The sequence below is a fragment of the Paenibacillus sp. 01T443 genome (assembly GCF_056398325.1).
Genome location: NZ_JBFTPE010000010.1, coordinates 124740 through 150886 on the forward strand (window position 1 = coordinate 124740; position 26147 = coordinate 150886).

Genomic DNA, 26147 nt, shown 5'->3' on the forward strand with positions numbered 1-26147 from the left:
TAAAACAAGAATAACCCGGGAGGTATTGTCGTTAGACAACCTCCCGGGCTTTTATCCCTCCGTGAACACAGCAAGCTGTGCGTTCCCTCTCGGTCCAGTCCGAACAAATGGTTCGCGGAACCCTAGAAAACTATAATTATTTTATTTTATTTTATGACATGTTACCTGACAAACAACCCTGAAACACGAACGATTATTCATATTTCTTCGCTTATGTTAAATAATATAACATAGTTTGTTCTGTATTTAAAGATTTTGTTTTTTAATGATGATAAAATACAAAAAGACCTATGCGGCCGTGTTAGGGATACATAGGTCTTTCTTTTAACTTAAATTTAGCGAAATGACGTTATTATCAACTCAGGCGGTTCTATTAAGCTACCTTGGATTTCGCCGAAGCAAGATTTTAAATCTTTTCTGCCATTTGCTTAAGCTCTGATAATAATTGATCCAACTGCGCATACTCTTCAACCATCGTATGGATTTTGATATCCTGCGTCTCCATGCTGGCGTGAACTTCTTCTACCGAAGCCATATTTTGTTCCGTCGTAGCCGCAATATTGACCATTTCATCCGCCATATTGGAATACCGAAGATGGAGCTCATTAGCTGAGCTGCCTACCGCATCAGAATGACGTTTGACAAGCTCCGTATTGTCATTTATACGATCGATAAGCTGCTGCACCTGCTTTGAAACATCTCTGCTTGTCGTTACAGCAGCCTGTCCGTTTTCAACCTGCTCGTGAACGGCGCTAATTTGAGAGCGGATACCCGATAAAATATCGGATATTTCTTTCGTTGCCTCTCTTGCGTTATCCGCAAGCTTCCGAACCTCGCCGGATACTACCGCAAAGCCCCGGCCATGTTCGCCGGCGCGTGCTGCTTCAATCGCCGCATTCAGCGCAAGCAAATTCGTCTGCTCGGCAATGTCGCCTATGGTGCCGACGATCGAGCTAACGCGATCATTTTGTTCGTTAAGCTGCGCCATCATTTCAACCGTATGCGTAATAATAGAACGCACGCTCTCGACCTCTTTGGATAAAGCCGTCATTTGCTCGCGATTTTGAACGGTTAATTCGGCATTGTCAGCGGAGTATTGCTGCAAAAGCTCCGTTCCTTCCAAAAGCTGCTTCACAGAAGCGTCAATGACCTGCGAGGATTCGCTGATGTTTAGAATTGTCCCTGTTTGCTTCTCGATCGCTGCCGACATTTCGGAGAACGTAGCGGTTACTTCTTTCGAGATATCACCCGTGGAACGAACGGTCGTCTGTTGGCTGCTGCTGAATTCCGTCAATACCTGAATGGAGGAATTGAGCTTAGCCAGCAGCGCTTCTGCCATATCCTTTGAAGCTAAGGCTTCACGCTGCTTGTCCGTCACCTGCCGCTGAAGCTTACCGCTAAAACCGGCGGAGAATGCAAGAGCAGCCGATGCAAATATTAAGTACAGGTACAGGTAGACAAGCGATTCATCCGGAAACAGCTTTGGTTGCAGCACGGGATCAAGAAACAGATAAGTGCTTAACGCAGCTCCAAGTACCCCAGTCAAAATGATAGGCCTATGATCGGCATACAATGTAATGATTGCAAGATTCACATACACCAAGAAATAGGTGCTTACAATCGGATTGGGGTCCGACAAAATCAATAAGCTGACGATGATGGTCAAAATAAACGGTACGGTATATTTAATATAGCCCGTAAAAATTCCACGGTATGTCATGAAAGTAGCTGCTCCGCACAAAAATGTTCCGACACCCGCCAACAGGAGAACCATGTTCGCGCCGAGTCCGATAGCCAGATCTGTAGCGATCCCAAGAGCTAAGAGGCTCCATAGAATTTTTATTAACAATCGATTTCGTTTGTCTAGTTCTGTCAATTCTCTTTTCATGACATTTCCGCCTTTTCTGAGTAAACTATTCGTTTCTAAAGCTTAATTGATTCGCTTTGCCCAGCACCTCCCGCTCCGTTTGCAACAAGGACCGACTCCAGCGGATAGACAAGCCAATCATAGAGATGCTTGTTACGGTACATTTGCTCCATATCGAACAAAACCGGAACGACATCATCGCCTTTGTAGAAAACCTTCTCTCCCACCTTCTCTAACGGAACCTGATACGAAATTCGAAGCGCCCTCAGAAATTTCGGCTCCAGCAGCGAAACAAAGTATTTCAAATGCAGCTTCTCCGCAATATACACAGCCGAAGAAAGCAAATCTGAAATGTAGCGTCCGCGGTATGGTCTAAGCAGAGCCATCTTATCGATCTCTGCAACTGCACCGTCTGCTTCAACGACTTTGGGGTTCTTTTGAAAGGGACCCGCAGCGTTAATAGAGCTTGAAGTTAAGCTATAGGGCTTAATTTCAGAGGTTCCTACATAATGTCCTTCCGGTGTCACAACGATAAATCTCTCAAGAGTCTGATCAGAAAATTCAAGTTCAAACCCCTTCTCCATCCAGACGGTTGTCCAAATGCCGTTAAACATGGCTAACTCCAGCTCGTTCTCCACTCGTTTAAACATGATTTTTCTCCTTTTTCTCTCTATTTTCTCGTAGGTTTCTTCGCAGGTAAAATATGTAGGCAACCTATTTATCGGTATAATTTACTCAAAAATTTACCATTTTCACAGAATAATCATAATTTTTTCTAAATCGAACATCACATCTTATCCCATATACGCTTTTTAATTATTGTAAAAGTCCTCCTTTGATTTCATATAAAATGAATAACCCGCAATATTCATCATTATTCGTTTCCGCTAATTCCACACAATTCCTAGCAGTTAAGTGCGAAATCGAAACAAATCGTAGCATCAACATCTACAAATTGTCAATCATTTCCTTTTGATTTTGTTTCAAAAAGCGTGGTTTCGTTTATATATAACTAAGAAATCCAAACAGTTGATCAACAAGATCAACAAATAAAGAATGAGGAGAGATGTTAAATGTCACGAGAAAACTCTAGTAACGGCGTATTGGTAGGCGCAATTGTAGGAGGTGCCATCGGTGCCATTTCGGCTCTGCTTTTTGCACCAAAAACAGGCGCAAACCTTCGAGAGGATCTCTCGAATAAGTTCAAAGCCATTAGCGAGAGAACAAAGGATATTGCCACTACAGTAGGACAAACAACAAAAGAATTGGCAACCACGGTCGGTCAAAACACAAAGGACCTGGCTACTAACATTAAAGACGAAGCCGGCGATTTGATGGATCACACTAAAAAATCAAATCAAAATATTATGGATTCTCTGTCCTCCACAAAAGAAGAGGTTAAGGATGGGCTTGCCACCACAGGGAGGTAATGCAATGAAAGTCGATCTCGAGACGACCACAAACTCGATGGCTCCCACCGAGGAAGAAATGATTAAACTCGGTGAGGACATGGAGAAAATGGAAACGAATGCAGAGGTTATCGAAAACGGAATGGTTCCCGATCCCGCTCAATAACGGCTGATGCACAAACAAAAAACCACCCTTTCCATCATTAAGATGGAAAGGGTGGTTTTTTGTATTAATAAAATGATATTAAGTACCGAACTCCGGATGCTGATCCGCTAACAGCAGCTTCAGCTTATCGATCGCACGCTTCTGAATGCGGGATACGCTCATTTGCGATACGCCAAGCTCATCGGCAATATCACGCTGCGACTTACCATTGTGATAAGCGAGCAGCAGCACGGTCTTTTCTTCTGTTTTCAATTGATCGAGCGCTTCTTCCAGATCGAGACGATTATCGACATGCTGATAATCGTCTTTGTCTGATCCAATGAGGTCGCCTATTGTAGCGGCGCTTTCCCCTTCACTGGATAAAGGCGTGTCCAGCGAAACATAATGATAGGATTCCCTGCAAGAAAGCACCTCGATCGTTTCCTCCACCGATAGGCCAAGATGACCTGCAATCTCTTCCATCTTAGGCGAATGCCCAAGCTCTACCGTTAAGTGATCGATAGCCTGCTGAATGAGCAGGCCCTTTTCCTTGATTCGTCTTGGCACCTGGATATACCATGACTTATCGCGTAAATAGTTTTTCAGATGGCCGATGATGCTTTTCATCGCATAACCCTCAAACGGAATTTCCCGCGAGCTGTCAAATTGCTTAAACAAGCGAAGCATGGACAGTTGGCCCACCTGATACAAATCTTCATAGAGATCAGGACGGCTTCGGGACATTTTAGCGGCTGCCATCTTTACGATTGGTTCATAATGCTGCAGCAATTCCGCAGCCACATCATTGCAATTCGTATCCTGATACACTTTCATTTTTTCAATTGTTTCTTTTGGATCCAGGAAGGATGAATTCGCGTTCATGCCATCTCCTCTTTCCTACCAATAAGCTTGGTGAGAATCACCTCGGTACCTCTCCCGGAGAATACCTCAACTTTATCCATTAGCGCATGCATCATAAATAGCCCAAGTCCGCCCGAAGTCACTTCGCTTAGTTCCTTATCGTGAAGAGTGACGGACTTGCTCTCAGCCGGCTCATATTTAAAGCTGCTGCCCTCATCCTTGATCCGAATCGTAATCCCGTTCTCTTCAAGCTCAAAGCTTATTTCAATTTCCCCAGGCTGAGAATTACTGTACGCATGGAGCACTACGTTAGTGCAAGCCTCTGTTACCGCTACCTTCATATCTTCAATTTCCTCATAGGAAAAACCTGCTTTATTCGCAATGCCAAACAATGTAAGCCTAACAATATCAATAAATTCCGCCCGGGCAGGAATCGTCAAATGAATGAATGAGTTCATAGTTTCTTCTGTCCTCTCCTGTATGTTCCTATTATAGCTTATATTTTCTTGACTTTGTTCCAGACCCTAATAGTGGAGATAACGCCATCATACACCGTACTGATTAATCCCGGTTCCCCCACGGGCTTTTTGTTATGCCCTTTAATAGAGGCTACCACGCTTGCCGCCGATTCCTTAGCAGCACCGGTAAACGAATGCAAAGCATGCCCTAGATCATTAACCGAAGCGAATAAAACATCAAGGGAGCTTAGCTTCGTGCGAACATCCAGCGTCATCGCATTCGTATTATGAATGGCCTCTTTCACCTCGACGCTAATTTGCGTAACCTCCGTTCGGAGCGAGCCCACGGTTTGACGCATCTCATCCAGCGCGCCTCGCAGTACCTTCAACGTTTGAATAAGAGAATACAATAGAACTAGGAACGCAATTGCTATTACAGCAATACTGATTTGCATTAACAAATCCATTCTCATCACTTCCTTTTTTTCATAAGTTACCCGCTGCCCGTCAATTTGAAACAGGCTAGCAGCATCCTTCAATAGTTGGATGAAAATTGTCCTTTGGATCATTCATGTTATAATAGAGGGAACGATAATAATGATCTTTTATATAAAAGGAGCCTATCAAATTGCATAATCTACGAATAAATATCCGTTGGAAAATATTAATCGGCTATTTTCTGATCATATGCTGTCTGGGCGCTGCTATCCTTGTCGTGAGCAATAGAATTTCCTCATTACAGACCGAAATCGAAACGATGACCACCCGCGACATTGAAGTCCACAATCTTATTACTACCATCAGGTACAATGCCGTTAGCATGGAGACAAGCCAGCGAGGCTTTGTCATCACCGGCAACGAGATCTATTTAGAGCCGTATAACCGCGGGAAAGCAGAATGGGAAGCCAATTATAATACGCTTTTTCAATATCTTGCGGATGATCCCTCTTCTCGTAAAAACCTCGAGGAAATCAAGCTGACCATTCAAAATTGGATTAAAACAGCCGGCGAACCTACCATTGCGATGCGTAAGGCAAATAATACACAAGGCATTATTGATTTTTTTAATGAGGATAAAGGGAAACAGGATATTGACGCCCTACGAGTACAATTAGAAACGATGCGTCAAAAAGAAATAACGACAACTAAAAATCATATTTTGCAATTAAAAAACCGCAACGATATGCTCGTAGTCAGCTTATATCTTATGCTGATCATCATATCTATTATCGCTTTCATCATCGTCTCCTATGTTTCTGGCACAATTGTCAAAACAATCAAAGACGTCGTGAAAACCATTTCTGATATCGCAGCCTCCGGCGGGGATTTATCGACTCGGATTAAAGTAAATACCCGGGATGAGATCAAGGATCTTGCCGATGCGACCAACAGTCTCCTTGATAATCTAAATGACCAATATTGGATACAAGAAAAGGTTGCTGAAATTGCGACGATGAATCAAGGCGTAAATGATATCAAAACTTTAGCGGATTCCTTTCTCACCAAGCTGGCACCCATTCTGGGGGCGGCATATGGCGTATTTTATGTTCGCAAAGGCAATGGAGAGCAGCAAAGGCTTGTCAAAACAGCCTCCTATGCTGCTCACGGGGACGAGATGGGTCATGATAGCTTCCGTATCGGTGAAGGGTTAATCGGCCAAGCGGCGCTCGAGAAACGCACTTTCTTATTGAACACCGCTCCAGATCATCCGGTACGCCTGACCTCCGGCCTTGGAATGATAGAACCAAAGAGCATCCTCATCGTTCCTTTTGAATTTGAAGGCAAGGTGGCGGCAGTCGTTGAATTTGCTTCCGTTGAATCCTTCACTACCCAGCATTTAAAGCTGCTGGAACAAATTGAAAGCCATTTTGGCGTCGCCATTAATAATGTCGATGGGCGCATGGAAGTGGAAAGATTGCTTAGCGAATCCCAAGTGTTAACGGAAGAGCTTCAGACACAAACGGAAGAGCTGCAAACCCAGTCCGAGGAGCTGCAAATGCAGCAAGAGGAAATGCGCATGACTACCGAGCACCTAGAGGAGCAGAATCTATTTGCCGAACAGAAAACGAAGGAACTCGAAAAAGCGAAGGAAGAGCTGGAGAACTATTCCGAGCAGCTAAGAAGAAGCTCACAATACAAATCCAATTTCTTGGCCAATATGTCGCATGAGCTTCGGACGCCGTTAAACAGTATCTTAATTCTTTCTCAAATGCTCGCCGAAAATGAAAATAAAACGCTGACTTCTGAAGAAGAAGGGTATGCTTCAGTCATCAACACTTCCGGAAATGACTTATTAACGCTTATTGATGATATTCTTGATTTATCCAAGGTTGAGGCGGGTAAGGTTATTTTAACGAAGGATGAAGTGAATGTCAGTGAAATACCTCAGCATATGCAGCTGCTCTTTAACCCTGTGGCTGAGAACAAGAACATCGCCTTCTATATCGATCTGAAGGATGACGTGCCGCCATTGCTGTACACAGACGGTCAGCGTTTGCAGCAAATTTTGAAAAATCTTTTATCCAATGCCTTTAAATTTACGGAAAAAGGATCGGTTACCCTAACGATTCAAAAAGCTGAACAGCAAATCATTCAAAAATATATTCCTGCTCACTTAGATGACAACGTGATCGCTATTTCAGTAACCGATACCGGAATAGGCATACCATTAAATAAACAACAGCTTATTTTCGAAGCTTTCCAACAGGTAGACGGCGAAACGAATCGACAATACGGCGGTACAGGCTTAGGTTTGTCCATATGTAATGAGTTTACCAAGCTGTTGAATGGGTGCATAATCCTTGAGAGCATCCCTGAGAAAGGAAGCACGTTTACCCTTTTGATACCGAGTCTCCCTAATATGGAGAAGGAACAGCTCGTGGTTCTTAATCAGGAAGTCGCCGCAGGCGCAGAGCCATTAACAGAAGAACGGACAACAGTCTCGGCACCCGACATTATCGATTATAAGGTAACCGAATCAACGGATTTTGAAGGCTCCCTCTTTAAAGGCAAGAAAGTACTGCTTGTAGAGGATGATTCACGCAATGTATTTGCGCTGGTCAAAGCGCTCGAGAACAAAGGCATAGAGGTCACAGTCGCTAATAACGGCAAGCAATCTCTTGAAATCATAGAGAAGCAAAGAGACTTCGACCTTGTACTCATGGACATTATGATGCCCATTATGGATGGTTATGAAACCATGAAAGCGATGCGCCAAGACTCAGATATCAAACATACACCGATAATTGCGCTTACGGCCAAAGCAATGAAGAGCGATCGCGAGAAATGTTTGGAGGCCGGCGCATCGGATTATATAAGCAAACCGCTAAATATGGAGCAGCTGTTCTCGCTTATGCGGGTATGGCTGACAAAGCAGGTGGGGAATTGAGCAGTCAGTGGAATGAGGATGATCCTATTCTCGATGAATTATCGTTAGATGAGCTGGAAGCCATAGAAATTAACCTGCTTTTGGATGGCATTTTCAACGTCTATGGCTTCGATTTCAGGAACTACCTGCGTTCCTCGCTGCGCAGACGCATTCAGCATCGGATGAATCTCGAAGGCCTGCCTACGATAACCTCGCTGCTGGAGAAGGTGCTTCATGAACCTGGGTTTATGGAAAAGCTGCAAAATGATTTTTCAATTAAAGTAACGGAAATGTTCCGAGACCCAAGCTTCTTTGCCTCCTTCCGCAATGAGGTTATCCCTCAGCTCCGTGACCTTCCCGAAATTCGAATATGGCATGCGGGCTGCGCGACGGGAGAAGAAGTTTACTCGATGGCCATACTGCTGCAGGAGGAAGGTTTGCTCGATAAAACAAAAATTTACGCTACTGATATGAACGAGCAAGTAATCCAGAGCGCCAAGTTAGGAAAGTTCTCGATCAAGCGCATGCAGGCATTTACGAAAAACTACCTGCAGGCTGGCGGCACTAAGGAATTTTCCTCCTACTACTCAGCCGATTATGAATATGCCATGTTCCATCCTTACATGAAAGAAAACATGATGTTTGCGCAGCATAATTTGGCAACGGATCGTTCATTTAATGAGTTTCACGTGATTTTATGCCGAAACGTTATGATCTATTTCGATACGGAACTCCAACGCCGCGTGCATGATTTGTTTTTTGAAAGCCTGGCGAGTCAAGGCTTCTTGGCGTTAGGAAACATGGAATCGATGATCTCCGTCCATAAAGCACAATATGAGGACTTTAACCCGACCGAGCGTATCTTCAGGAAGTTCAGCACGAATGGCTAGATTCGATCATAAAAAAAAGGGAAATGACAATAATGTCATTTCCCTTTTTTTATGATCGGAATAAACTGAAGCCCCTACTGATGCGCTGCTTTAGTATCCAAATATTTCGTCAGTACAACTTCTGTGCCGTTCTCAGATGCATTAACCTCTACCTCATCCATCAGCGCCTGCATCAAATAAATGCCCAGCCCGCCAACCTTAAGCCCGCTTACATCAACCTCAGGCAGCGGTGCAGCATTCTCCAGCGCAGCTGGAGGAAGAAATGAAGGTCCGCTGTTTTTCACTCTTATCGTGAGACCGGAATCCTTGGACTCGAAGTATATGTCGATTACATCCTCAGTGGCACCCTGGGCGCCATGGATAACCGCATTATTGCAAGCCTCCGAAACAGCTACCTTCATATCCTCCATTTCTTCAAAGGCATAATTCATTTTTGAGGCGATTCCAAAAAGACAGATTCTGACCATATCGATATAGTCTGCATGGGCCGGTATTTGTAAACGAATGGCATTCATGCTTGAGCCTCTGTCCCTTCTATTAGATATCTGGAAATGCCCGTAAGATCAAATAATCGTTTGACGCTCGCAGGGATTTCACGTACAAAAAATGGAGCCTTTAGCTCATCACGCAGCTTCAGCACCGAAACGATAATGCCAATTCCGGTACTGTCGATATATTTTAATTGTTTAAGATTTAATACTAAGGCCTTATCCGTACGGTTCATCACTGGCTCTAAAGCAGCTCGCAGCTGCGGCACCATAGACAAATCCAGCTCTCCGCTTACATGAAGAATATATTGATCTTGTTTCTCTTCCTGTATCACTTGAAATTGCTCAGCTTTCATTCAATTCACTCCGCTCGCGTTTGTTTAATAAAAAATAGGAACAAGATTCTTCTCATTGTACAAGAAGTACAAATAAATTCCTACATTGAGAAGCTATCGAAATAATGAATGGACGTTAACTTGCCAGTATCTGCATCAATAAAAAGTTTTAGCAAGGCATCACCTCGTTCGAATACGATTCCATCCTCTGTAATGTAATCCGGCCCACCAAGTGCTTCTTTAACCGATTCAATCGTAGCTGCGATTTTAACGCCATCAATGTCCAGCGTTTTTGTTCCTTCAGCTAATTCAACGGAATAAATCATGTCATCACTAAAGACAACATCCATATTCGGATAATGATAAGTCATCAATTCCTTCAAATATGGATCTTTCGTGATTTTCACAGGCTCTCCCAGCTTCTTGACTACGATTGCTGGATCATCATAGAGCGATACGCCATTAACACTTTGAAGCTTGAAGCTTGGTTTTTCCACCTCGGAAGCACTTGCTTCTGCTTTTGCATAGGTAACCTCGATTACGGTAGAGGGAGGCATAGAAGCGGTCACTATTTTGTTCGCTGATTGAGCAGGTGCTTCTGCCTCCACAGAGCTTGAATCCATCGCTAACGAATAAGTAGGAGCGACATGTCCAAGATCACCTGGAAAAGCAAAGATCCCGCCAATTAAACAGCCGATTAAAATAAAATTCTTCATATGATCTCCCTCCTATGCGGGATAGTCCATCATCTTACTTACTTTATAAGTACATTTAAACCGCACCCGAGAGTTTGAAACAGGCTGCTTGCATTTATTTTATTTTGTTTCGATCATCACTAAACAGATATCATCTTTCTGGATTTCGTTATTATACTCTGAAACAAACCCGCTCACGATTGAGGCATGCTCGGAAGGCTCCTCACGAGCCAGATGTTCGATAAGCGAATCAAGGTTAACTTCATCATCTCCAATAGATTCACTTAATCCATCCGTGTAGAGAAAGATCTTCATAGGCTCGTCATAGGGAATGACGCCTTTCTGAATTTCAATACGATCAAACAATCCAATTGCGCAGCAGCCCTCGGTGAGCAGCGTTACTTGACCGCCCGTGAGAACTTTGCCTGGAGGATGCCCGGCATTCACGTATTCAATGATACGGTTCTTGGTATCGAGCACTAAGTAAATGGCGGTGAAATAGTAATTAAGCAGTTCTTCCTTCTTATACAGCTGGTTCATATACCGATTAAGCTCCTGCATAACAAGGTCCGGCTCCGTAATTCGCTTAATAGTATCTTTAAGAACCGAGGATATGTACATACATACGAGTGAGGACGAAATCCCATGTCCCATCATATCGAGTAAAATTACACCGTAACGGCTCTCGTCAATGCGGTACCAAGCATAAAAATCGCCTGCAAGCTCAGAAGAAGGCTGATAAACCGCGTTTACTGCTATATTGTCATCATTTATAGGCTGACTTAATACATTCCTTTGGACTTTTTTGGCCAGCTCAAGCTTCGCCTTCATTTGCTTGTCTCTTTCTTTGTGCCAATCAATCTCCTGCTTCAATCGCAAGGATGAGCGAATACGTGCGAGCAGCTCCATCTTGTTGATCGGCTTCATTACGTAATCACTCGCGCCTGCATCAAGCGCTTCTGCCATTTTATTTGAATCACCAAGCGCTGTAACAAATATAATCGGAACATCCTTAAAGCGCTCAACTTGTAAAATCCGTTTGCATGCCTCGAGCCCGTCAATTTCAGGCATCATCATATCCATCAAGATTAAATCCACATTCGTTTCAGCCGTGCATTCGCTATCTATGTCCAATATGTCGTAAAGCTCCATCGCGGAAGAAGCGATCTTTAGATCCTCATAGCCTTCCTTATTTAAAATAGCTTTAATAATAATCTGGTTTGTAGCATTATCATCTACGATTATAATACTCATATTTAGGCTCCTTTAACTCCATTACCTGCTAACTATATTCTGAGCGTAACAGATAACTGAGTCAACTTTTTATAGGACAAATGACCAATAAAAGACCTACCCTCACGGATAGGTCTTGAATTGTCACCTGCGAAGTAGAGGATCCAGCTCCTAAACGACGTAGTGAGGATAATAATAAACGGCAGGGTCAAATTCTTCTCCGGAATATTCCCTGCCTCCCCAAGCGATGACCAAAATTTTGTCTTGGTCCATCTCGCGTTCAAGACGCTGCGACTCCTGCTCGGAAATACCGAGCGATCTCATCTTCGCACGAAGCTCATCCCCGTTCGAGCGGAAAATATTCGCAATCGCAGATCCAAAGCCTTCCTCGGCAATACCGATTTTCTCGGCATCCGTATTATCGACGATCCTTTTTGTACGATCCTTATCATGGGTCAGAACAAAGATCTTGTCCTTCGCATAACCTTCCGTTTGAAACTTATTAACCTGTTCTTGAACCTCGACAACATTATTTACGGTGTGTACCTTCGTATTGTTTAGATTGTTTAAATTATTCATTGTAATTCCTCCTGTTTTCATATTAGTCATTGTCCTGCTTCATTACAGCAGCCAGCGTATTGCCCAGAAATGGACGACATCTCCCTAAACGAAGTTAACTGACTCGTCTTCTGCCAACGATGAGAGAAACGATAAACAGAACGATGAATACTACAAATAGTATTTTTGCGATTCCTGCTAATGCGGAAGCAATTCCTAGAAAGCCGAATATGCCTGCGACGACTGCAAAGATGAAAAACAATAATGCCCATCCTAACATTGGAATCATCCTTCCCTGAAATACTGTTTTTGTTAACTTGTCATGTTATTAACCAGCCAACAGCCCTTTGAAACAGGGAATATATAAGCGCAGTTCCCGAAACGGCGCCTATTAATGAAGAAATAAATACAACCTTTTTCTGATGTTTCAGAAGCGCCGGATTAGGTTAAGAGACTACACCAAACAAATCGATAATAGAAAAGGCTGGTGATGATCGATGGAAAAGCAACGTGTATACGTTAACGGCATCGATTTAGTCTATGAAGAATGTGGAAGTAGTAAAGGGAAAGTCATTGTATTGCTCCACGGCCTTTGCGGCTCATCTCAATACTGGCAGAAAATATGTCCGTCGCTCAGTGACGATTATCGTGTCATCATACCAAACCTTCGCGGTCACGGCGGCTCATCGGCTCCCGATGGGACTTACACAATGGATCTAATGGCAGAGGATATAGCTGCGCTCTTAACCGCGCTTCATATCGAGAAGGTGGTCATGTTCGGACATTCCTTAGGAGGTTACGTAACGGCTGCTTTTGCAGATATGTACCCGGAAAAGCTTACAGGCTTCGCGCTCATCCATTCAACCGTACTTGCGGATTCAGAGGTAACAAAGGAAAAACGACTAGAGGATATTGAAGCGATTCGTGAAAAAGGGATTTCAAAATACCTTTACGGAATTATCCCGAATTTGTTCACCGATGCGAAGCTGGGTGAAATGCGCGAAGAGGTCAATGAACTCATTGGCGTAGGTCAAGAAATGGAAGCGAACGCAGTCATTGCTACATTAGAGGGAATAATGCAGCGTCCTGACCGCAGCCATGTGCTGGCACTGGCTAAATATCCAGTCTTACTTGTTGCGGGTGCCGAGGATGCCGTCATTAAACCTGATGATACCTTCACGGTTACAAGTCTGGATCAACCGGAAACGACCTACAAATACCCGCATATTCTTGAAACGACATTCGAGGATGTCGCACACATGAGTCTCGTGGAGGTTTCTGATCAGCTTGCACGGGTGATGTCCACTTATTTGAAGACATTGGTAGAACGCGAGAAAACAAGAACCGAGGGAAAAACGGAATTACCGACGCCTCAATAAGACATCTGGATGGTTAGATGGCTAAACCTTGTTTCAATATCAGGTTAAATGGGTATATAAGAATGTGCGGATGCCCCCCCTATCTATCCGCCGCAAATAACTGGAGGTGCTAGTGACTATGAGCAATACAAAGAGTAGTACGAATACTTCTTATCGAACGGGAGAAATTGTTAAGCATGCTGGTAACTACGTTTCAGAATCAGGTAAGGAAAATAAGCTGCAAGAGGGAGAAACATTCCCTGCTTGTCCTATTAGCGGTAATGAAACAACTTGGAGTGCCCCCAATTAGCGTAAAATAACAGATTTTAACCTTATTGAAGGGCTGTTTCAGAAAGTAGACCATCTACTTTTTGGGGCAGCCCTTCTGTTTTTTTAGGTATACATACTTCACTCCGATTAACTTGTATGGTAGTATGGTAGTGTAAATCCGAAAGGAATGAGCAAATGAATTTCAATCTTCCTCCGCAGCCTGCTTCGACCAGGGATGCCGTCTACATGCAGTTGAAAGAACAAATATTAAAGCTCGAGCTGCCGCCTGGAACGCCGCTTTCAGAAAACGAAACGTCACTCCTGTTCAAGGTCAGCCGCACGCCTGTGAGGGAAAGCTTCCTTAGGCTTGCTGGGGAGGGACTTGTGCAGGTTCTTCCGCAACGCGGTACGTTCGTATCGTTAATCGATACCGTCCTCGTTGAGGAGGCAAGGTTTATGCGGGAGCAGCTGGAGAAAGCCGTCATTTTGCTCGCTTGCTCGCATTTTCCTGAACTATCCATGCAAGCGCTCTTAGAAAATCTACGTCAGCAGCAAGCTTGTGTACGTGACAAGCATGACAAGAGTATGTTTGAGCTTGATGAGGCATTCCACCGTATTTTGTTTGACGGCTGCAGTAAGAGCAATACATGGTCGATCATGCAGCAGATGAATGCACATTTGAATCGAAGCCGCATGCTTAGGCTGGTGGATGACCATAACTGGGAGCCTCTATATGAGCAGCACCGCCAAATGGCAGAAGCGATAAAGAAACAGGACAGCCAAACGGCTCAGCAATTGATGACCGAACATCTTTCTTTAAATATCGCTGACCAAGCTCTTCTGAAAGAGAAGTATCCCGATTATTACAAATGAACGCAGGAGGTCAAATACGCATGAAGATGACTTTTAGATGGTTCGGCGAGGGTAATGATACCGTCCCCCTCAACTATATTAAACAAATTCCTGGAACCGACGGCATCGTTTGGTCGCTCCACGACGTGCCGGCCGGTGAAGAATGGCCGATTGAGCGGATTCTGGAGGTTAAACAGCAAGCAGAGAATGCCGGGTTACATATCGATGTTGTTGAAAGCGTTAACGTACACGAGGATATCAAGCTCGGCTTACCTTCTCGTGATCAGTACATCGAGAATTACAAGCGGACCATTGAGAAGCTCGGCAGTGTTGGCGTCAAAGTCATCTGTTACAACTTCATGCCAATATTTGATTGGCTGCGCACCGATCTGCATAAGCCATTGGGTAATGGCGCGACCGCGTTATTTTATGAGAACAGCCGCATCGCTAACGCCGATCCTTTCCAATTGGTCGATGAGATAAATGCGAATTCGGCACTTACCATGCCAGGCTGGGAGCCCGAGCGGCTGCAGCATTTGACGAGCTTGTTTGAAGCTTACCAAGGTGTTACGGAAGCTCATTTGTGGGAAAACCTTCGCTATTTCCTAAATGAAATCATTCCGGTTGCAGCTCGGAGCGGTATCCGAATGGCTATCCACCCGGATGATCCGCCATGGCCCGTATTCGGCTTGCCGCGCATTATGACATGCCAAGAAAACTTCAGTACCTTCTTGAAGCTTTATGATAGCCCTTACAATGGCATTACACTTTGCAGCGGCTCGCTCGGCGCCAATCCCGATAACGATATTATTGCAATGATTCATGAGTTTGCTGACCGCATTCCGTTTGCCCATATTCGTAACGTCCGCGTTTACGAAAACGGAGATTTTATCGAAACCTCGCACCGCACGCAGGACGGCTCGGTTGATATCGCAGGTATCGTGAGGGCATATCATGAAATCGGGTTTACCGGCTATGCAAGGCCTGATCACGGACGACACATCTGGGATGAACAATGCAGGCCTGGTTATGGGCTCTACGATCGCGCGCTCGGCATTATGTATTTGTGGGGACTTTGGGATGCTTGCCAACTTTCAGCCGCATCTACCGGAAAACAGGAGGTTCGATCATGACAGGATTACCGCAGCATGAATCATTAGTTGGCAAAGTAGCTGTAATCACAGGCGGCGCAGGCGTATTGTGCCGGGTGATGGCGATTGAGCTCGCTCGTCAAGGCGCCAAGGTAGCTATACTCAATCGCACGGCTGAGAAAGGGGGCGCGGTTGCCGAGGAAATTAGGGCAGCCGGGGGGACAGCCATTGCCGTGGCTTGCGATGTGACAAACGCGGAAAGCATGAAAGCAGCCGGCGCTGCCGTGCTTATGCAGCTCGGGCCATGCGATATTTTGATCAATGGCGCGGGAGGCAATCATCCGAGCGCAAATACGACAAACGAGACCTTCAAGCCTGAACATCTGCATGCGGAAAATATGACCACGCTGTTTAACTTAAGTGTGGATGGCTTCCGGAACGTCATGGATCTTAACTTTGTCGGAACGCTGATTCCTACACAAATTTTTGCGGAGCAAATGATTGAGCGCCAAGGCGCAGTCATTATCAATATTTCGTCTATGAGCGCCCCTTCCCCGATGACAAAGGTGCCGGCTTACAGCGCGGCCAAAGCAGCTATTGTCAACTTCACGCAGTGGCTCGCGGTACATCTTGCGGAATCGGGCATTCGCGTTAACGCGATTGCTCCCGGATTTTTCTTAACGGAGCAGAACCGCAAGCTGCTCTTGCATGATGACGGTTCTTTGACCGAGCGCTCGGGCAAAATCATCTCCCATACGCCGATGCGCCGCTTCGGAAAGCCTGAGGATTTGCTTGGCGCTTTATTGTGGCTCGCTGACGAGACGACATCCGGATTTGTTACCGGAACAACGATTCCGGTTGACGGTGGATTTTTAGCCTATTCGGGCGTTTAATCTTAAGCTGATCTTCAAGTTCCCTCACTTCCCTGTATGAGATGGGCAGCAATATGCCAACCTACAGTAGGAAAGGAGGGGATCTCGCTATGACATCATCCAAAAGCCGCCGTGAAAATGCGTGGCATCAACGTAAGCACACGCAGCAGCCCCATGGCAAAGTGAAGTCACTCGAAGAGCTTAGCCAAGAAGACAACGATACGAAAGCCAAACAAGATTCATAAGGCCCAGCCGAATAAGTAACGGTCACATGCGCAAGCGGCTGCTTTCGCCGCTGTCCTTTACGGCAAAAGCAGCCGCTTCGCGGGCATTTCTACACGCATTTATAAATGTAATTAATAAATCGTTACAGATCAAGCGTAAACGGCTGTCGCCGTCCTCTGTGGCAAAAGCTGACGTTTCGCGGTGATATATAAGCACATTTATAAGTGAAAACTTATAAATTCTTATATATGAATAAAAGCCTTCGTCCCTTGTTAACATAGGGATGGAGGCTTTCTCACTCTAATCGTTATTGAACTTTATCACGCGTATAAGCCAGATCAAAGGCTGCTGCGGCTTTAAAATCAAGTGCAGTAAGCCCTCCGTCCCGCCAAGTTGTCATTCGAAGCGTCACCATTTTATAATCAATGGAAATAAAAGGATGATGATTTAACTGCTCTGAAGCTTCTGCTACTTCGTTCACGAATGTTATGCCTTCTGGAAAAGTCGGGAAGCGATATTTTTTCACAAGCCACTTTCCATCCTCACGCTTCCAGCCCTCGATCTTCGTCAAGCCTTGCTCGATTTCCGCCTCGGAAAGCTTCAAAGCCTTCACTCCCTCTCTCGTTCAATTACGACTATTATACGATAGTTCGCTGGTTCAATAGGGTATAATACGGATAAGTATGATATAAACGTTCTCAAGGCTTAATGCTTATAGCTTTGCAGCGCTGGAGTATGCAGGTATTTGCTCTTAGTAAATTAAGGAGAGAAACAAGGTATGAATCCAAAAGCTAACACTTATTATTTTGCAGACGATGGTCGCATTCCTAATCATCCGAGCTTGCCGCTTATATTATATCCAGGAGCTCTAAGAGAAAAATTAGACCAAATCGAAGCTGTATTCAACAACAATAATTGGCGGAACAGTTGGACAAACGGGGTTTACGGTTACCATCATTACCACAGCAACGCTCATGAGGTGCTCGGTGTCCAAAGCGGTTCAGCAACGATCCAAGCAGGCGGCGAACATGGAAAAACCTTAACGATCCATGCCGGAGATATCATCATCCTTCCTGCAGGTACGGGACATAAACGCTTGAATACCAGTCCTGACTTCAAAGTCGTGGGTGCCTACCCGAATGGCATGGATTACAATCTGAGGCGCGGCCAAGATGGAGAACGACCGCAGGTGTTAGAAGAAATCCGCAAGGTTCCGTTACCGGATACGGATCCTGTTTATGGCTCTGCGGGTCCGTTAATCGAGCTATGGAAACATAAAGAGTAAAAGTCTATTTTGGAATCTTAGTCCGTCACAGGTTTCAAGACGCCGGATTAGCAGCGTCTCATGTTTTAGCTTCTTATGGCGAATGCAATTGCATTCTGCCTTTCGTAATATTTTAATCATGCTGAGTCAATTGAGGGAAATCAGTTACTACTGCTGCTGTTCCTTCTTTTCAAAGTAATGTATCGGACGGATCTCCAGGCGCCAGCCAAACTGCTCGCCCTCCCCCACTTGCGTAGTCGGATGAAGTGAGGCTACCCTGATGGCATCTTCCATGTTCTGTGCTTCTATGAGGAACACGCTGCCTATTATCTCCTTAGTCTCAGTAAAGGGACCGTCCGTTATCGTCACCTTCCCTTTCTCCCGGCGCAAGCATTTTGATTCCAGCGCTAGGCCAGCATCAATAATTACTTGGCCGCTATTATAGAATTCTTCGAGGTGAGGCTGACATAACCCCATCACTGCATTGATCTCCGTCTCCGGACGGGCATCCATTTTCTCATGATCTAAGTACCCCAAGCATAGAAATTTCATTTTAATCCTCCTTAAGATGAGATGAATTGTGCCTCTATTCATACGACGAACGGTAGATAACAAAATCGACACAGCGGATTACCAACTTTATATTACCGTTAAAAAACAATTATAATTTTAAAAATAGCTCAGTTGATCAAGTTTAAAAGTTCATTGCGAAGTTGGAAATATGTATCATTCCACCCCATCTTCGCATAGAAACGTAATCCGATCAAACCATTGTAATACCTGGCTCCAATTAATCTTTCCTTGAAATTAGGAATGATAATTCCCGTTTGTTTTTGATAATTCTGATATTCTCGGATCACACCGAGGTCCTTCATATGCCAATCTAAGGTTGCAAGATCAACAAGAAAATCAACATATTTGCAATTGCTAATTCCCCGATTAAATCACTGAATTTGATGACGTACTCCTTTTCTTTAATCGAGAAGGAGAATACAGTGCATAAATTCCCCCACTCAATTGCGTTATCCTAGATACATCCGAACCAAAATATTTACTCATACAACTTCTACTTCTGATATCTCCAATTTTGGTTTTTCGTAAATAGTCATCTATCTCTACACCTCTCCAGAAGATTGACTTAATAGCTGATAAGATCCCCCAAGAGCAGGCCGAGGCGGCGTGCTACACTAAATCCATAACAATCGAAAGGATGGATGGCGGATGACTCATGTCGTAACGCAAGAGCAAATTGAATTTTATCAAAAGAACGGTTTCGTTCAGGTAGACAATATCCTAAGTCAAGAAGAGGTCGCGGAGCTCACAGAGGCGATGGAAGAAGCGATGGTTGAACGCTCTCAGCTCTCCATTGCTACCGATGTCAGCACCGGCTCTTATTACAAGGTGCTTAACCAGAAGGTCAACGTTTGGCGTGACCACGGCATCATGGCTAAATATTCGCTGCATGCCAGAATCGCCCAAGCGGCCAAGGAGCTTTGCGGCGCGAGCGTTCGCCTGTTCCACGACCATGCCCTCTGGAAAATGCCACACGATTCCAAGCCAACTCCCTGGCATCAGGACCTACCCTATTGGCCAATGAACGAACCTGGCGCGCTCTCCGCGTGGATCACAGTCGACGACGTCAACGAGAAGAACGGATGCATGATGTTCATCCCCGGCTCGCACAAAGTCGGCAAATTAACTGGCATCGACCTTGTTAACCCGCACAATATTTTCGATTTTGTCAACGGCACGGAGCTGGAGCATGTAAAGCCGGTCATCGTTCCGTTGAAGAAGGGCAGTTGCACGTTCCATCACGGGCAGACTTTCCACTATGCCCACTCCAATCAGTCAGATAGGCCCCGTCGCGTGCTGGCAATCATCTACATGCCGGACGGAACGACCTACAACGGGAAGAAGCATATTGTCACTGATGGACTGGGACTCGAAATCAATGCTAGAATCAGAGCAGGAACGTTGCCCCTGCTGGCCAAATAACCGGCGGGCCGCGACAAGCGATCTTCTTCGGAAATGAAGTGAAGCCTATGACCCGGATTCTTAGCAAACAATATTTCGACAACCCCGATTTTCCGTTTTACGCAGGATACTACGTCATTGCGCCGGACGAAGCGGTTGCCGAGCACTCCCACGAATTTACTGAGTTGGCGTACGTGGCGGAAGGCTCCGGTGAGCACAGCTATAACCACGGGGACTACTATGCCATTCGCGCTGGCGACGTGTTCATTATTGAGCCCGATATGGTGCATGCCTACCGGGTCGGGCCCGCCGGGAAGCTCGTTATCTGCAACGTCTTGTTCATGCCTTCTCTGCTCAAGAACGAGTTGGACACCATGTCTTCGGTTACGCCCTTCGTCGACTTCTTTTATGTCGAACCCTTCCTCCGCAACAATGCACGATTCGTATCGCGGCTCAGTCTGCGAACGAGCCAGCAGCTCGAGATCAGCAGCATTTTGGACAAACTGATCGCAGAGCAGAACAACCGGAGTTTAGGCTACCAAACGATGATCAAGACATCCATGATCCAGCTGTTTATCTCTTTAAGCCGTTACTATCAACAGATGGAGCGTCCCAAGGAAGCTGTTTCCGACGAACAAAGTCTGCAGATGATCGTCGATTTCATCCACCGTCACTACGCCCAACCTCTCACGTTGGAGCAAATTAGCCATATTTGCGGCATGAGCGCGTCTGTGTTCTCTGCCAAATTCAAGATGTACACAAGGAGAACCTTCATCGAATATCGCAATGAAATCCGTTTGAGTATCGCCCAGGAAGCCATCCTGTACACCGACGACAAAATCGCCACAATTGCGCAGAATGTTGGATTCGACGACCTTAGCTTCTTTAATAAGCAATTCAAAAAAAAGACCGGGGTTACCCCCAGTCAGCTGCGCAAGCAACCAAATAGAACGATCTGATCTGTAAGTAAAAAATCTACACGATGGGAGAGGTCGCATGAATCGGAGAACAGTACTACAAAGAAGAGTATGATTTAATTTCACTGAATAGATTTATTTCCTCATTAATGTTGAGAGATATTATCGCAACGACCTTCTTATATATTCTCTATAATTTCACTAACACAATGTTCTATATCCTTATTTGAGCAATCAAAAGTTTTATCACTGTACTTAATGTATAGAGGAACCCTTTCCTCGTAAACGTCCTTAAGACTATTTCCTTTTTTTATTACAATGCCTCTGGTTGTTATGTTTATTAGTCTCCTTTTGATTTCTTCATATGGGACATGTAAATAAATAATCTGTCCCTCCTGTTTAAGGACATTCATTGTTTTTTCTGAATATATAACACTTCCACCTGTAGATATAATGCAATTTTTCAGTTGCAATTCAGACACAATTTTTTCTTCGACTTCCATAAATTTTTCGATACCATCATTATCAATGATATCTTGTAACAACCTGCCTTCATGTTGTTGTATAACAATATCTGTATCCACATAATCCATTCCTAAAGCTTTTGCAAGCAACACTCCTAAAGTGCTTTTACCAGCTCCGGACATACCTATAAGAACTATATTCATATTCTTCCTCACTTTTGTTCACTGGTATTGGTGTCGTTAAACCATTCGGCATTTCCCGAAAATATCCTTTACGGGATAACGTTTTACTGCCCTTTAGCGATTCCATATTGAGCACATAAGCAAAAATGAGATTATAACGGCTGTCTGTTCATTCGGTATCATGATCTACTGGCTATATCAGTCATTGGCTTCCTGCAACACACGAGTTCCACCGGCCGCCAAAAAATCCTTAACGAATTCGTCGAAATACTCCAAGGGTTTGTCCCCTGTAATAATTGAGATGTAGGCTTTGTTTTTTAGCTTTATTAACTCAGGCCCCGATTGGATTAGGGAGGGTGTCGCTACCTCCAACGCATTGTAGATTCCGTCCTGATCTAAGCCCAAGGTTGCTGCCCATTTCTCTCTTGGTTCCGTAGGCATAATGGGAACAGTCATGCCTAAACCGGTACCAATCGTGTTCTGATAGCTGAACGTCTTGTCATAAGGAGGAATCAGAATAACATCTTCCCTGGAGGCGTTAGCCCATTTCCAATGCGTTCCCTGGATCCCATACTTCATTGAAGCAGCTTCATCCTGGTCGGAATTAGCACTAACATAGTCAAGGATTTGAAGGATCCTCTCCATCTTACCCGGCTCTTTGGCGGCATCGGCTCCGATCGCCGTGAAGCTCATGAGCATATCATAGGCTTTTGAGCCTCGTTTGCCATCCGGTCCGCTAAAGGGCTGACCGACCACGATTTGGGCGTACGGATTTATAGCGGTTAATTCCTTCACGTTAAATGTCGCTTCTACAGGAGTCTCCTCGCCATTCGAATTCCATATTAGATAATCACCTTCTTGAATCCAATGATAATAATTGCCCATGGATGTCATGCCGATCGTTCCATTGATAAAGGAATGAGAGAGATGCTTGTAGCCTCCCTTGTTCTCCCCAGTAATAAACTCCGGATCGATGACACCGTCCCGATACCATTTGCTAAGAAATTGTAGCGCCACCTTCATCTCCGGCTGCAAGGCACCTATAACCAACTCCTTTTCCTTTACTCCAAAATAGAGCTGGTCGGCAAAGACGATCTGCCCAAAGGCGCCGAAGACGACGTTCATCCCTTCGCTGGACAGACCATAGGTATCCTTTTTGCCGTTGCCATCCGGATCCTCATTCGCGAATGCATAAATGACCTTCTCGAAATCGGACAGCGTCTGAGGAACCGTCAGGCCGAGCTTATCCAACCAATCTTTGCGATAGACGATGGGGATCCGATAAATGTTCGTAGGATTAATGACCGGAATACCATAATATTTCCCGTTAATTTTTCCATAATCCTGATAGTCGGACGCCTTTTCCTTGATAGCCTTCATTATGTTCGGAGCGTACTTATCCAGCATCTCCTCCGGAATTTCGGCCAGCACACCTTGCTGTTGATACTTGAGAATATCCTGAGGCTGTCTAATCCTGAACAAATCGGGAATCGAGCCCTGAGCCAGCTTGATATCCAGAAGCGCTTCATATTTATTGTTCTCCAGATTCCATGAGTCCAGATTGACATTAAATTTCTGTTCCACATACCGAACCATCTCCGCATCTTCGGAGACGGGAAGGTTCTGATGCATCGTCCAGGAGATATCATACCGGGTGGCGCCAGAATCTGTGGGGGCCTGCAATGTTTCTGCTGCAGAGGGGGACAACGTGGTTCCTGCACAGCCGCTAACAATGCCCAACAAAACTGTACCAATAAGATAAATGAACAGATTGTACCGTAATTCCTTCTTTGCCATCAGACAACCTCTCTCCCTTACCATCAGTCTCCTGCTTCCGACGGGCTGAATCGACTATACTTACTTAGCGATGTTACGCAAGTAATTCCCCGGCGTGCACCCATGCATTTCTTTGAACCTCTTGATAAAATAAGCAGCCGTTGCGTAGCCGACCGTATTTGCAATTTGCTCGATTGTCATGTTGTTTTGCCCAAGTAAGGCTTTGGCTTTCTCCATTCGATGACTGGTGACATATTCGGTATAGGTGACGCCTATCTCTTCCTTAAATAGCGTGCTTAAATATTTGGGACTGAGTAATACCTTCGTGGAGACCGCCTCAAGGGACAGATCCCCCGAGAGATGGTCATGGATGTATTGCTTGGCCAATTCAATACTGGAGACCGCACGCTCGCTATTGCGATTCTCCATATGAGCGATAAAGCCGGTTGCCGAATCCACCAGCCACTTTTGAAAAGAAAGGATATTGTGCAGCCCGACGTACTGGTTGTAGAGATCCAGATTCTCCTGCTCGGGATGCTTATATCGAACACTCTTCAAAAAATCGGAATAGACGAACACGGTATTGGCCAGAACAAAGCGGCAATGATCTGCCGCATACATTCCTTCCCGCATAATCGTAACCAACTGCTCTATAGCCGTTACAAGCTCCTGCGGCTGCCGAGCGTGCAATTTATCTTTGAACTTCGCCAGAATAGCTTGCGGAATTTGATCCAGGCTGTTCTCCCGATTGAGCAGCTTGCGATCCTTCAGGATAGAGGTCTCTGGCTGGAAATAAACATATTTCATTAAGGTTTGGGCCTCAATGTAGCTCCTATGAACATCGGTCATCTCATGCACCCAACAACCCCACGAGATTTGGACATCCAAGCGGAACTGCTCTTGACCCTCCGATATTACAAATTGAGATATTTGTTCCAATAGATCCTCGCTCTCTTGATTAGCGCAAACAATGATGACAACCTTCTTGTCCGGAAGCGCTTCGGCAATGATGCGGCTATTAGACAGGGACGCGGTCTCCAACTGGTTAATAATACGGTACACCGCATATTGCATATTCCTGGAGCTTAACCGTGAGAATGCTTCGCTCGAATCCAGAATTAAGCAGCAGTAGCGATTGTATTCGCTCGAGAGACCTAGAAATGAAAATTCTTCAACCCATTCCTCACGCGTATAGCAATTGTGGAGCAAGTTGAGGACGACATTGTGCTTGATTACCGAGCTATTGGCCTCCAGTGTCTCTTCCAAGCTATTGACTTTATCATTCAGCTTGACGAAGGCCGTGTCGATCAGCCTGTACTCATTGGTGACATGCTCGGACGAGTGGTCCATTAACCCTCTTATTTTGTTCGTCAACCGCTTGATTGGGCTATAATTCACCCTAGCCAGAATTCCGGACAATACGATGCCTACCAGAATGGCCAACAAACAGATGCTCAGGATCAGCTTTTGTATGAAAATCGATTTTTCATAGAAAGAGCTGGAAGGCACGACGCTAAAAATTTTCCATCCGGTCGATGGGAGGGTTTGATAGGAAACAACGTGGGAATTCTGGTCAATGGTTCCGCTATAGCTCTTGGCCTCCCCCCTGATCTTACTGTTGTCATAATCACCCTGTACTAGTTTTCCTTTATCTGCATCCGATATCGTGTTACCGGAATGATTCAGAATAAACGTACCTTCATATTGTGAAGGCATCATATTATGAATAATCGCGCTTATTGCACTTTCCTTCACGTCAATCGCAATGATGACGTCGCTGTTCTCGCCTGAGACTTGGAAGGGATAGCTATGTGCGTAAGTCATCAATGCACTGCTTCCACCGTCAGATAGGTTCGAATAAATATCCTTAGGGACCAAGCGTGTCGGAGTCCAGAGGCTGCTCTGTTTATTGCTTCGCATCCCGTCAATCCAGTCCGCTAGGTTAGCGATGCGGCTATCTTGGTCGGCATTGAAATTCAACCCATAGAGCGACGATAACATGACATTTTGTCCAGGGTAATACAGATGCACAGCTTGTACGACGTCCGAGTTGCTGATGACCTCCGATTTAAGAAATTCTTGCAGGTCAATCACCTTGCTATGATTGCTCTGTAAGGAAGAGTCAGCAAGCAGTCGTACATTTATGTTTTGGTTAAGGGAAATATCCAAATAGATTTGCTGAGCTCTTTGGAACACTGCCGTTTCAATCGTTTGGGCCGTGTTCTCCAGAATCAGCTGATTTCTGTCGCGCAACTCTTCCTTATAGTTTCTCGAGAAGTAAATGTAGAAGATAGAACAGAGCAGAAGCACGATGACGAGAACAATGGATATATAGGAAATAGCTAGGTTAGCAAATACTGAATTCCATTTTTTCATAGTGTTCCCCTTATCCCTCTGAGAGTTTCCTCAGTCATTAACTCAATTATCCTGCATCTTTATTAAACCAATGTAAAATACGATCCGCATTTTATTAGGTGAGTGTAAAATATTATCCCCATTCCTCCCAAACTGATATAAAAGAGAAATTGTTATATTGATGTATGGCGCGCCCCAATGCTACATTGAGACCGATTCCGATTCCATTCGGCAAGGTGA

29 protein-coding genes and 1 riboswitch are annotated in these 26147 nt (G+C 44.9%); of the genes, 13 read left to right on the plus strand and 16 right to left on the minus strand.

What is annotated here, in order from left to right; translation table 11 throughout:
- Positions 1–38 precede the first annotated feature (38 nt).
- Positions 39–137: riboswitch (guanidine-I (ykkC/yxkD leader) on the minus strand.
- Between the two features lie 269 nt (positions 138–406).
- Positions 407–1888, minus strand: a complete 1482-nt coding sequence (locus AC1DLI_RS20055; RefSeq protein ID WP_477605722.1) for a methyl-accepting chemotaxis protein — start codon at positions 1886–1888, stop codon at positions 407–409.
- A gap of 35 nt (positions 1889–1923) precedes the next feature.
- Positions 1924–2517, minus strand: coding sequence for a GNAT family N-acetyltransferase (locus AC1DLI_RS20060; protein ID WP_477605724.1), 594 nt, complete (start codon positions 2515–2517; stop codon positions 1924–1926).
- 423 nt (positions 2518–2940) lie between these two features.
- Here AC1DLI_RS20060 and AC1DLI_RS20065 point away from each other — a divergent pair, with 423 nt between their 5' ends.
- The gene (locus AC1DLI_RS20065) at positions 2941–3297 is read left to right on the plus strand and encodes a YtxH domain-containing protein (protein WP_477605726.1); all 357 of its coding nucleotides are present in this window, start codon (positions 2941–2943) and stop codon (positions 3295–3297) included.
- A 4-nt stretch (positions 3298–3301) separates the two neighbouring features.
- Positions 3302–3442: a hypothetical protein gene (locus AC1DLI_RS20070; RefSeq protein ID WP_308994135.1), complete on the plus strand. Its 141-nt coding sequence runs from the start codon at positions 3302–3304 to the stop codon at positions 3440–3442.
- Positions 3443–3520: 78 nt separating this feature from the next.
- On the opposite strand, the gene AC1DLI_RS20075 is transcribed toward AC1DLI_RS20070, so the two are convergent.
- From AC1DLI_RS20075 to AC1DLI_RS20085, 3 genes are read right to left on the minus strand one after another with little or no spacing between them, the layout of a single operon-like run.
- Entirely contained in the window at positions 3521–4303 is a 783-nt protein-coding gene (locus AC1DLI_RS20075; RefSeq protein ID WP_477605729.1) for a sigma-70 family RNA polymerase sigma factor, read from the minus strand.
- Positions 4300–4740: an anti-sigma B factor RsbW gene (rsbW, locus tag AC1DLI_RS20080; protein ID WP_477605731.1), complete on the minus strand. Its 441-nt coding sequence runs from the start codon at positions 4738–4740 to the stop codon at positions 4300–4302. The genes AC1DLI_RS20075 and rsbW overlap by 4 nt, the downstream gene beginning before the upstream one ends.
- A 38-nt stretch (positions 4741–4778) precedes the next feature.
- Positions 4779–5207 (minus strand): DUF948 domain-containing protein, encoded by a 429-nt coding sequence (locus tag AC1DLI_RS20085; protein ID WP_477605733.1) that lies wholly within the window; start codon positions 5205–5207, stop codon positions 4779–4781.
- Between the two features lie 161 nt (positions 5208–5368).
- On the opposite strand from AC1DLI_RS20085, the gene AC1DLI_RS20090 reads away from it, so the two are divergent.
- Together AC1DLI_RS20090 and AC1DLI_RS20095 are read left to right on the plus strand one after the other, a co-directional pair.
- Positions 5369–8128: a response regulator gene (locus tag AC1DLI_RS20090; RefSeq protein WP_477605735.1), complete on the plus strand. Its 2760-nt coding sequence runs from the start codon at positions 5369–5371 to the stop codon at positions 8126–8128.
- Complete coding sequence (locus AC1DLI_RS20095; RefSeq protein WP_477606110.1) at positions 8101–8997, plus strand: CheR family methyltransferase; 897 nt, start codon at positions 8101–8103, stop codon at positions 8995–8997. Before AC1DLI_RS20090 ends, AC1DLI_RS20095 begins: the two co-directional genes overlap by 28 nt.
- A 74-nt stretch (positions 8998–9071) precedes the next feature.
- Here the strand turns inward: AC1DLI_RS20095 and AC1DLI_RS20100 are convergent, their stop codons facing one another.
- From AC1DLI_RS20100 to AC1DLI_RS20125, 6 genes are all read right to left on the minus strand, one after another.
- A complete protein-coding gene (locus AC1DLI_RS20100; protein ID WP_477605737.1) occupies positions 9072–9512 on the minus strand; it encodes an ATP-binding protein in 441 nt (146 codons plus the stop codon).
- Complete coding sequence (locus tag AC1DLI_RS20105; protein ID WP_308994128.1) at positions 9509–9841, minus strand: STAS domain-containing protein; 333 nt, start codon at positions 9839–9841, stop codon at positions 9509–9511. Before AC1DLI_RS20105 ends, AC1DLI_RS20100 begins: the two co-directional genes overlap by 4 nt.
- Before the next feature lie 80 nt (positions 9842–9921).
- A complete protein-coding gene (locus tag AC1DLI_RS20110; RefSeq protein WP_477605739.1) occupies positions 9922–10536 on the minus strand; it encodes a hypothetical protein in 615 nt (204 codons plus the stop codon).
- Between the two features lie 99 nt (positions 10537–10635).
- Positions 10636–11769, minus strand: coding sequence for a SpoIIE family protein phosphatase (locus tag AC1DLI_RS20115; RefSeq protein WP_477605741.1), 1134 nt, complete (start codon positions 11767–11769; stop codon positions 10636–10638).
- Positions 11770–11919: 150 nt separating this feature from the next.
- Positions 11920–12327, minus strand: a complete 408-nt coding sequence (locus AC1DLI_RS20120; RefSeq protein WP_477605743.1) for a YflT domain-containing protein — start codon at positions 12325–12327, stop codon at positions 11920–11922.
- Positions 12328–12421: 94 nt separating this feature from the next.
- On the minus strand, positions 12422–12586 hold the full coding sequence (locus AC1DLI_RS20125; protein WP_308994124.1) for a DUF1328 domain-containing protein: 165 nt from the start codon (positions 12584–12586) through the stop codon (positions 12422–12424).
- A 217-nt stretch (positions 12587–12803) separates the two neighbouring features.
- Between AC1DLI_RS20125 and AC1DLI_RS20130 the strand changes: the two genes are divergently transcribed.
- The 6 genes from AC1DLI_RS20130 to AC1DLI_RS20155 all read left to right on the plus strand — a co-directional run bounded on the left by AC1DLI_RS20130 (position 12804) and on the right by AC1DLI_RS20155 (position 16994).
- Positions 12804–13685, plus strand: coding sequence for an alpha/beta fold hydrolase (locus AC1DLI_RS20130; protein WP_477605745.1), 882 nt, complete (start codon positions 12804–12806; stop codon positions 13683–13685).
- Positions 13686–13803: 118 nt separating this feature from the next.
- Positions 13804–13974 carry a hypothetical protein gene (locus AC1DLI_RS20135; RefSeq protein ID WP_477605747.1) on the plus strand — a complete coding sequence of 57 codons (171 nt, stop codon included), beginning with the start codon at positions 13804–13806 and terminating at the stop codon, positions 13972–13974.
- A 155-nt stretch (positions 13975–14129) separates the two neighbouring features.
- Positions 14130–14807, plus strand: a complete 678-nt coding sequence (locus AC1DLI_RS20140; RefSeq protein WP_477605749.1) for a GntR family transcriptional regulator — start codon at positions 14130–14132, stop codon at positions 14805–14807.
- Positions 14808–14827: 20 nt separating this feature from the next.
- A complete protein-coding gene (gene uxuA / locus AC1DLI_RS20145) occupies positions 14828–15919 on the plus strand; it encodes a mannonate dehydratase (protein WP_477605751.1) in 1092 nt (363 codons plus the stop codon).
- Entirely contained in the window at positions 15916–16770 is an 855-nt protein-coding gene (locus tag AC1DLI_RS20150; protein WP_477605753.1) for an SDR family oxidoreductase, read from the plus strand. Before uxuA ends, AC1DLI_RS20150 begins: the two co-directional genes overlap by 4 nt.
- Positions 16771–16859: 89 nt before the next feature.
- Entirely contained in the window at positions 16860–16994 is a 135-nt protein-coding gene (locus tag AC1DLI_RS20155; protein WP_308994118.1) for a DUF6254 family protein, read from the plus strand.
- Positions 16995–17281: 287 nt separating this feature from the next.
- Here AC1DLI_RS20155 and AC1DLI_RS20160 read toward each other — a convergent pair whose 3' ends face one another.
- Positions 17282–17578 carry a 4a-hydroxytetrahydrobiopterin dehydratase gene (locus AC1DLI_RS20160; protein WP_477605756.1) on the minus strand — a complete coding sequence of 99 codons (297 nt, stop codon included), beginning with the start codon at positions 17576–17578 and terminating at the stop codon, positions 17282–17284.
- A 174-nt stretch (positions 17579–17752) separates the two neighbouring features.
- Between AC1DLI_RS20160 and AC1DLI_RS20165 the strand changes: the two genes are divergently transcribed.
- Entirely contained in the window at positions 17753–18259 is a 507-nt protein-coding gene (locus AC1DLI_RS20165) for a cupin domain-containing protein (RefSeq protein WP_477605757.1), read from the plus strand.
- A gap of 147 nt (positions 18260–18406) precedes the next feature.
- Here AC1DLI_RS20165 and AC1DLI_RS20170 read toward each other — a convergent pair whose 3' ends face one another.
- Positions 18407–18790 (minus strand): YciI family protein, encoded by a 384-nt coding sequence (locus AC1DLI_RS20170; protein ID WP_477605759.1) that lies wholly within the window; start codon positions 18788–18790, stop codon positions 18407–18409.
- 669 nt (positions 18791–19459) lie between these two features.
- On the opposite strand from AC1DLI_RS20170, the gene AC1DLI_RS20175 reads away from it, so the two are divergent.
- Both AC1DLI_RS20175 and AC1DLI_RS20180 read left to right on the plus strand, forming a co-directional pair.
- Positions 19460–20233 carry a phytanoyl-CoA dioxygenase family protein gene (locus AC1DLI_RS20175; protein ID WP_477605761.1) on the plus strand — a complete coding sequence of 258 codons (774 nt, stop codon included), beginning with the start codon at positions 19460–19462 and terminating at the stop codon, positions 20231–20233.
- 47 nt (positions 20234–20280) lie between these two features.
- Positions 20281–21171 carry a helix-turn-helix domain-containing protein gene (locus AC1DLI_RS20180; protein ID WP_477605763.1) on the plus strand — a complete coding sequence of 297 codons (891 nt, stop codon included), beginning with the start codon at positions 20281–20283 and terminating at the stop codon, positions 21169–21171.
- A gap of 137 nt (positions 21172–21308) precedes the next feature.
- Here AC1DLI_RS20180 and AC1DLI_RS20185 read toward each other — a convergent pair whose 3' ends face one another.
- From AC1DLI_RS20185 to AC1DLI_RS20195, 3 genes are all read right to left on the minus strand, one after another.
- A complete protein-coding gene (locus tag AC1DLI_RS20185; protein WP_477605765.1) occupies positions 21309–21797 on the minus strand; it encodes a shikimate kinase in 489 nt (162 codons plus the stop codon).
- A 177-nt stretch (positions 21798–21974) separates the two neighbouring features.
- On the minus strand, positions 21975–23573 hold the full coding sequence (locus AC1DLI_RS20190) for an extracellular solute-binding protein (protein WP_477605767.1): 1599 nt from the start codon (positions 23571–23573) through the stop codon (positions 21975–21977).
- 60 nt (positions 23574–23633) lie between these two features.
- Positions 23634–25928, minus strand: a complete 2295-nt coding sequence (locus AC1DLI_RS20195) for a helix-turn-helix domain-containing protein (protein ID WP_477605769.1) — start codon at positions 25926–25928, stop codon at positions 23634–23636.
- Between the last annotated feature and the right edge of the window lie 219 nt (positions 25929–26147).

Coding starts and splice junctions, on each gene's coding strand:
- AC1DLI_RS20055 (WP_477605722.1), bottom strand. CDS start 1,888: ATGAAAAGAGAATTGACAGAACTAGACAAACGAAATCGATTGTTAATA.
- AC1DLI_RS20060 (WP_477605724.1), bottom strand. CDS start 2,517: ATGTTTAAACGAGTGGAGAACGAGCTGGAGTTAGCCATGTTTAACGGC.
- AC1DLI_RS20065 (WP_477605726.1), top strand. CDS start 2,941: ATGTCACGAGAAAACTCTAGTAACGGCGTATTGGTAGGCGCAATTGTA.
- AC1DLI_RS20070 (WP_308994135.1), top strand. CDS start 3,302: ATGAAAGTCGATCTCGAGACGACCACAAACTCGATGGCTCCCACCGAG.
- AC1DLI_RS20075 (WP_477605729.1), bottom strand. CDS start 4,303: ATGAACGCGAATTCATCCTTCCTGGATCCAAAAGAAACAATTGAAAAA.
- rsbW (WP_477605731.1), bottom strand. CDS start 4,740: ATGAACTCATTCATTCATTTGACGATTCCTGCCCGGGCGGAATTTATT.
- AC1DLI_RS20085 (WP_477605733.1), bottom strand. CDS start 5,207: ATGGATTTGTTAATGCAAATCAGTATTGCTGTAATAGCAATTGCGTTC.
- AC1DLI_RS20095 (WP_477606110.1), top strand. CDS start 8,101: ATGGCTGACAAAGCAGGTGGGGAATTGAGCAGTCAGTGGAATGAGGAT.
- AC1DLI_RS20100 (WP_477605737.1), bottom strand. CDS start 9,512: ATGAATGCCATTCGTTTACAAATACCGGCCCATGCAGACTATATCGAT.
- AC1DLI_RS20105 (WP_308994128.1), bottom strand. CDS start 9,841: ATGAAAGCTGAGCAATTTCAAGTGATACAGGAAGAGAAACAAGATCAA.
- AC1DLI_RS20110 (WP_477605739.1), bottom strand. CDS start 10,536: ATGAAGAATTTTATTTTAATCGGCTGTTTAATTGGCGGGATCTTTGCT.
- AC1DLI_RS20115 (WP_477605741.1), bottom strand. CDS start 11,769: ATGAGTATTATAATCGTAGATGATAATGCTACAAACCAGATTATTATT.
- AC1DLI_RS20120 (WP_477605743.1), bottom strand. CDS start 12,327: ATGAATAATTTAAACAATCTAAACAATACGAAGGTACACACCGTAAAT.
- AC1DLI_RS20125 (WP_308994124.1), bottom strand. CDS start 12,586: ATGTTAGGATGGGCATTATTGTTTTTCATCTTTGCAGTCGTCGCAGGC.
- AC1DLI_RS20130 (WP_477605745.1), top strand. CDS start 12,804: ATGGAAAAGCAACGTGTATACGTTAACGGCATCGATTTAGTCTATGAA.
- AC1DLI_RS20135 (WP_477605747.1), top strand. CDS start 13,804: ATGAGCAATACAAAGAGTAGTACGAATACTTCTTATCGAACGGGAGAA.
- AC1DLI_RS20140 (WP_477605749.1), top strand. CDS start 14,130: ATGAATTTCAATCTTCCTCCGCAGCCTGCTTCGACCAGGGATGCCGTC.
- uxuA (WP_477605751.1), top strand. CDS start 14,828: ATGAAGATGACTTTTAGATGGTTCGGCGAGGGTAATGATACCGTCCCC.
- AC1DLI_RS20150 (WP_477605753.1), top strand. CDS start 15,916: ATGACAGGATTACCGCAGCATGAATCATTAGTTGGCAAAGTAGCTGTA.
- AC1DLI_RS20155 (WP_308994118.1), top strand. CDS start 16,860: ATGACATCATCCAAAAGCCGCCGTGAAAATGCGTGGCATCAACGTAAG.
- AC1DLI_RS20165 (WP_477605757.1), top strand. CDS start 17,753: ATGAATCCAAAAGCTAACACTTATTATTTTGCAGACGATGGTCGCATT.
- AC1DLI_RS20170 (WP_477605759.1), bottom strand. CDS start 18,790: ATGAAATTTCTATGCTTGGGGTACTTAGATCATGAGAAAATGGATGCC.
- AC1DLI_RS20175 (WP_477605761.1), top strand. CDS start 19,460: ATGACTCATGTCGTAACGCAAGAGCAAATTGAATTTTATCAAAAGAAC.
- AC1DLI_RS20180 (WP_477605763.1), top strand. CDS start 20,281: ATGACCCGGATTCTTAGCAAACAATATTTCGACAACCCCGATTTTCCG.
- AC1DLI_RS20185 (WP_477605765.1), bottom strand. CDS start 21,797: ATGAATATAGTTCTTATAGGTATGTCCGGAGCTGGTAAAAGCACTTTA.
- AC1DLI_RS20190 (WP_477605767.1), bottom strand. CDS start 23,573: ATGGCAAAGAAGGAATTACGGTACAATCTGTTCATTTATCTTATTGGT.
- AC1DLI_RS20195 (WP_477605769.1), bottom strand. CDS start 25,928: ATGAAAAAATGGAATTCAGTATTTGCTAACCTAGCTATTTCCTATATA.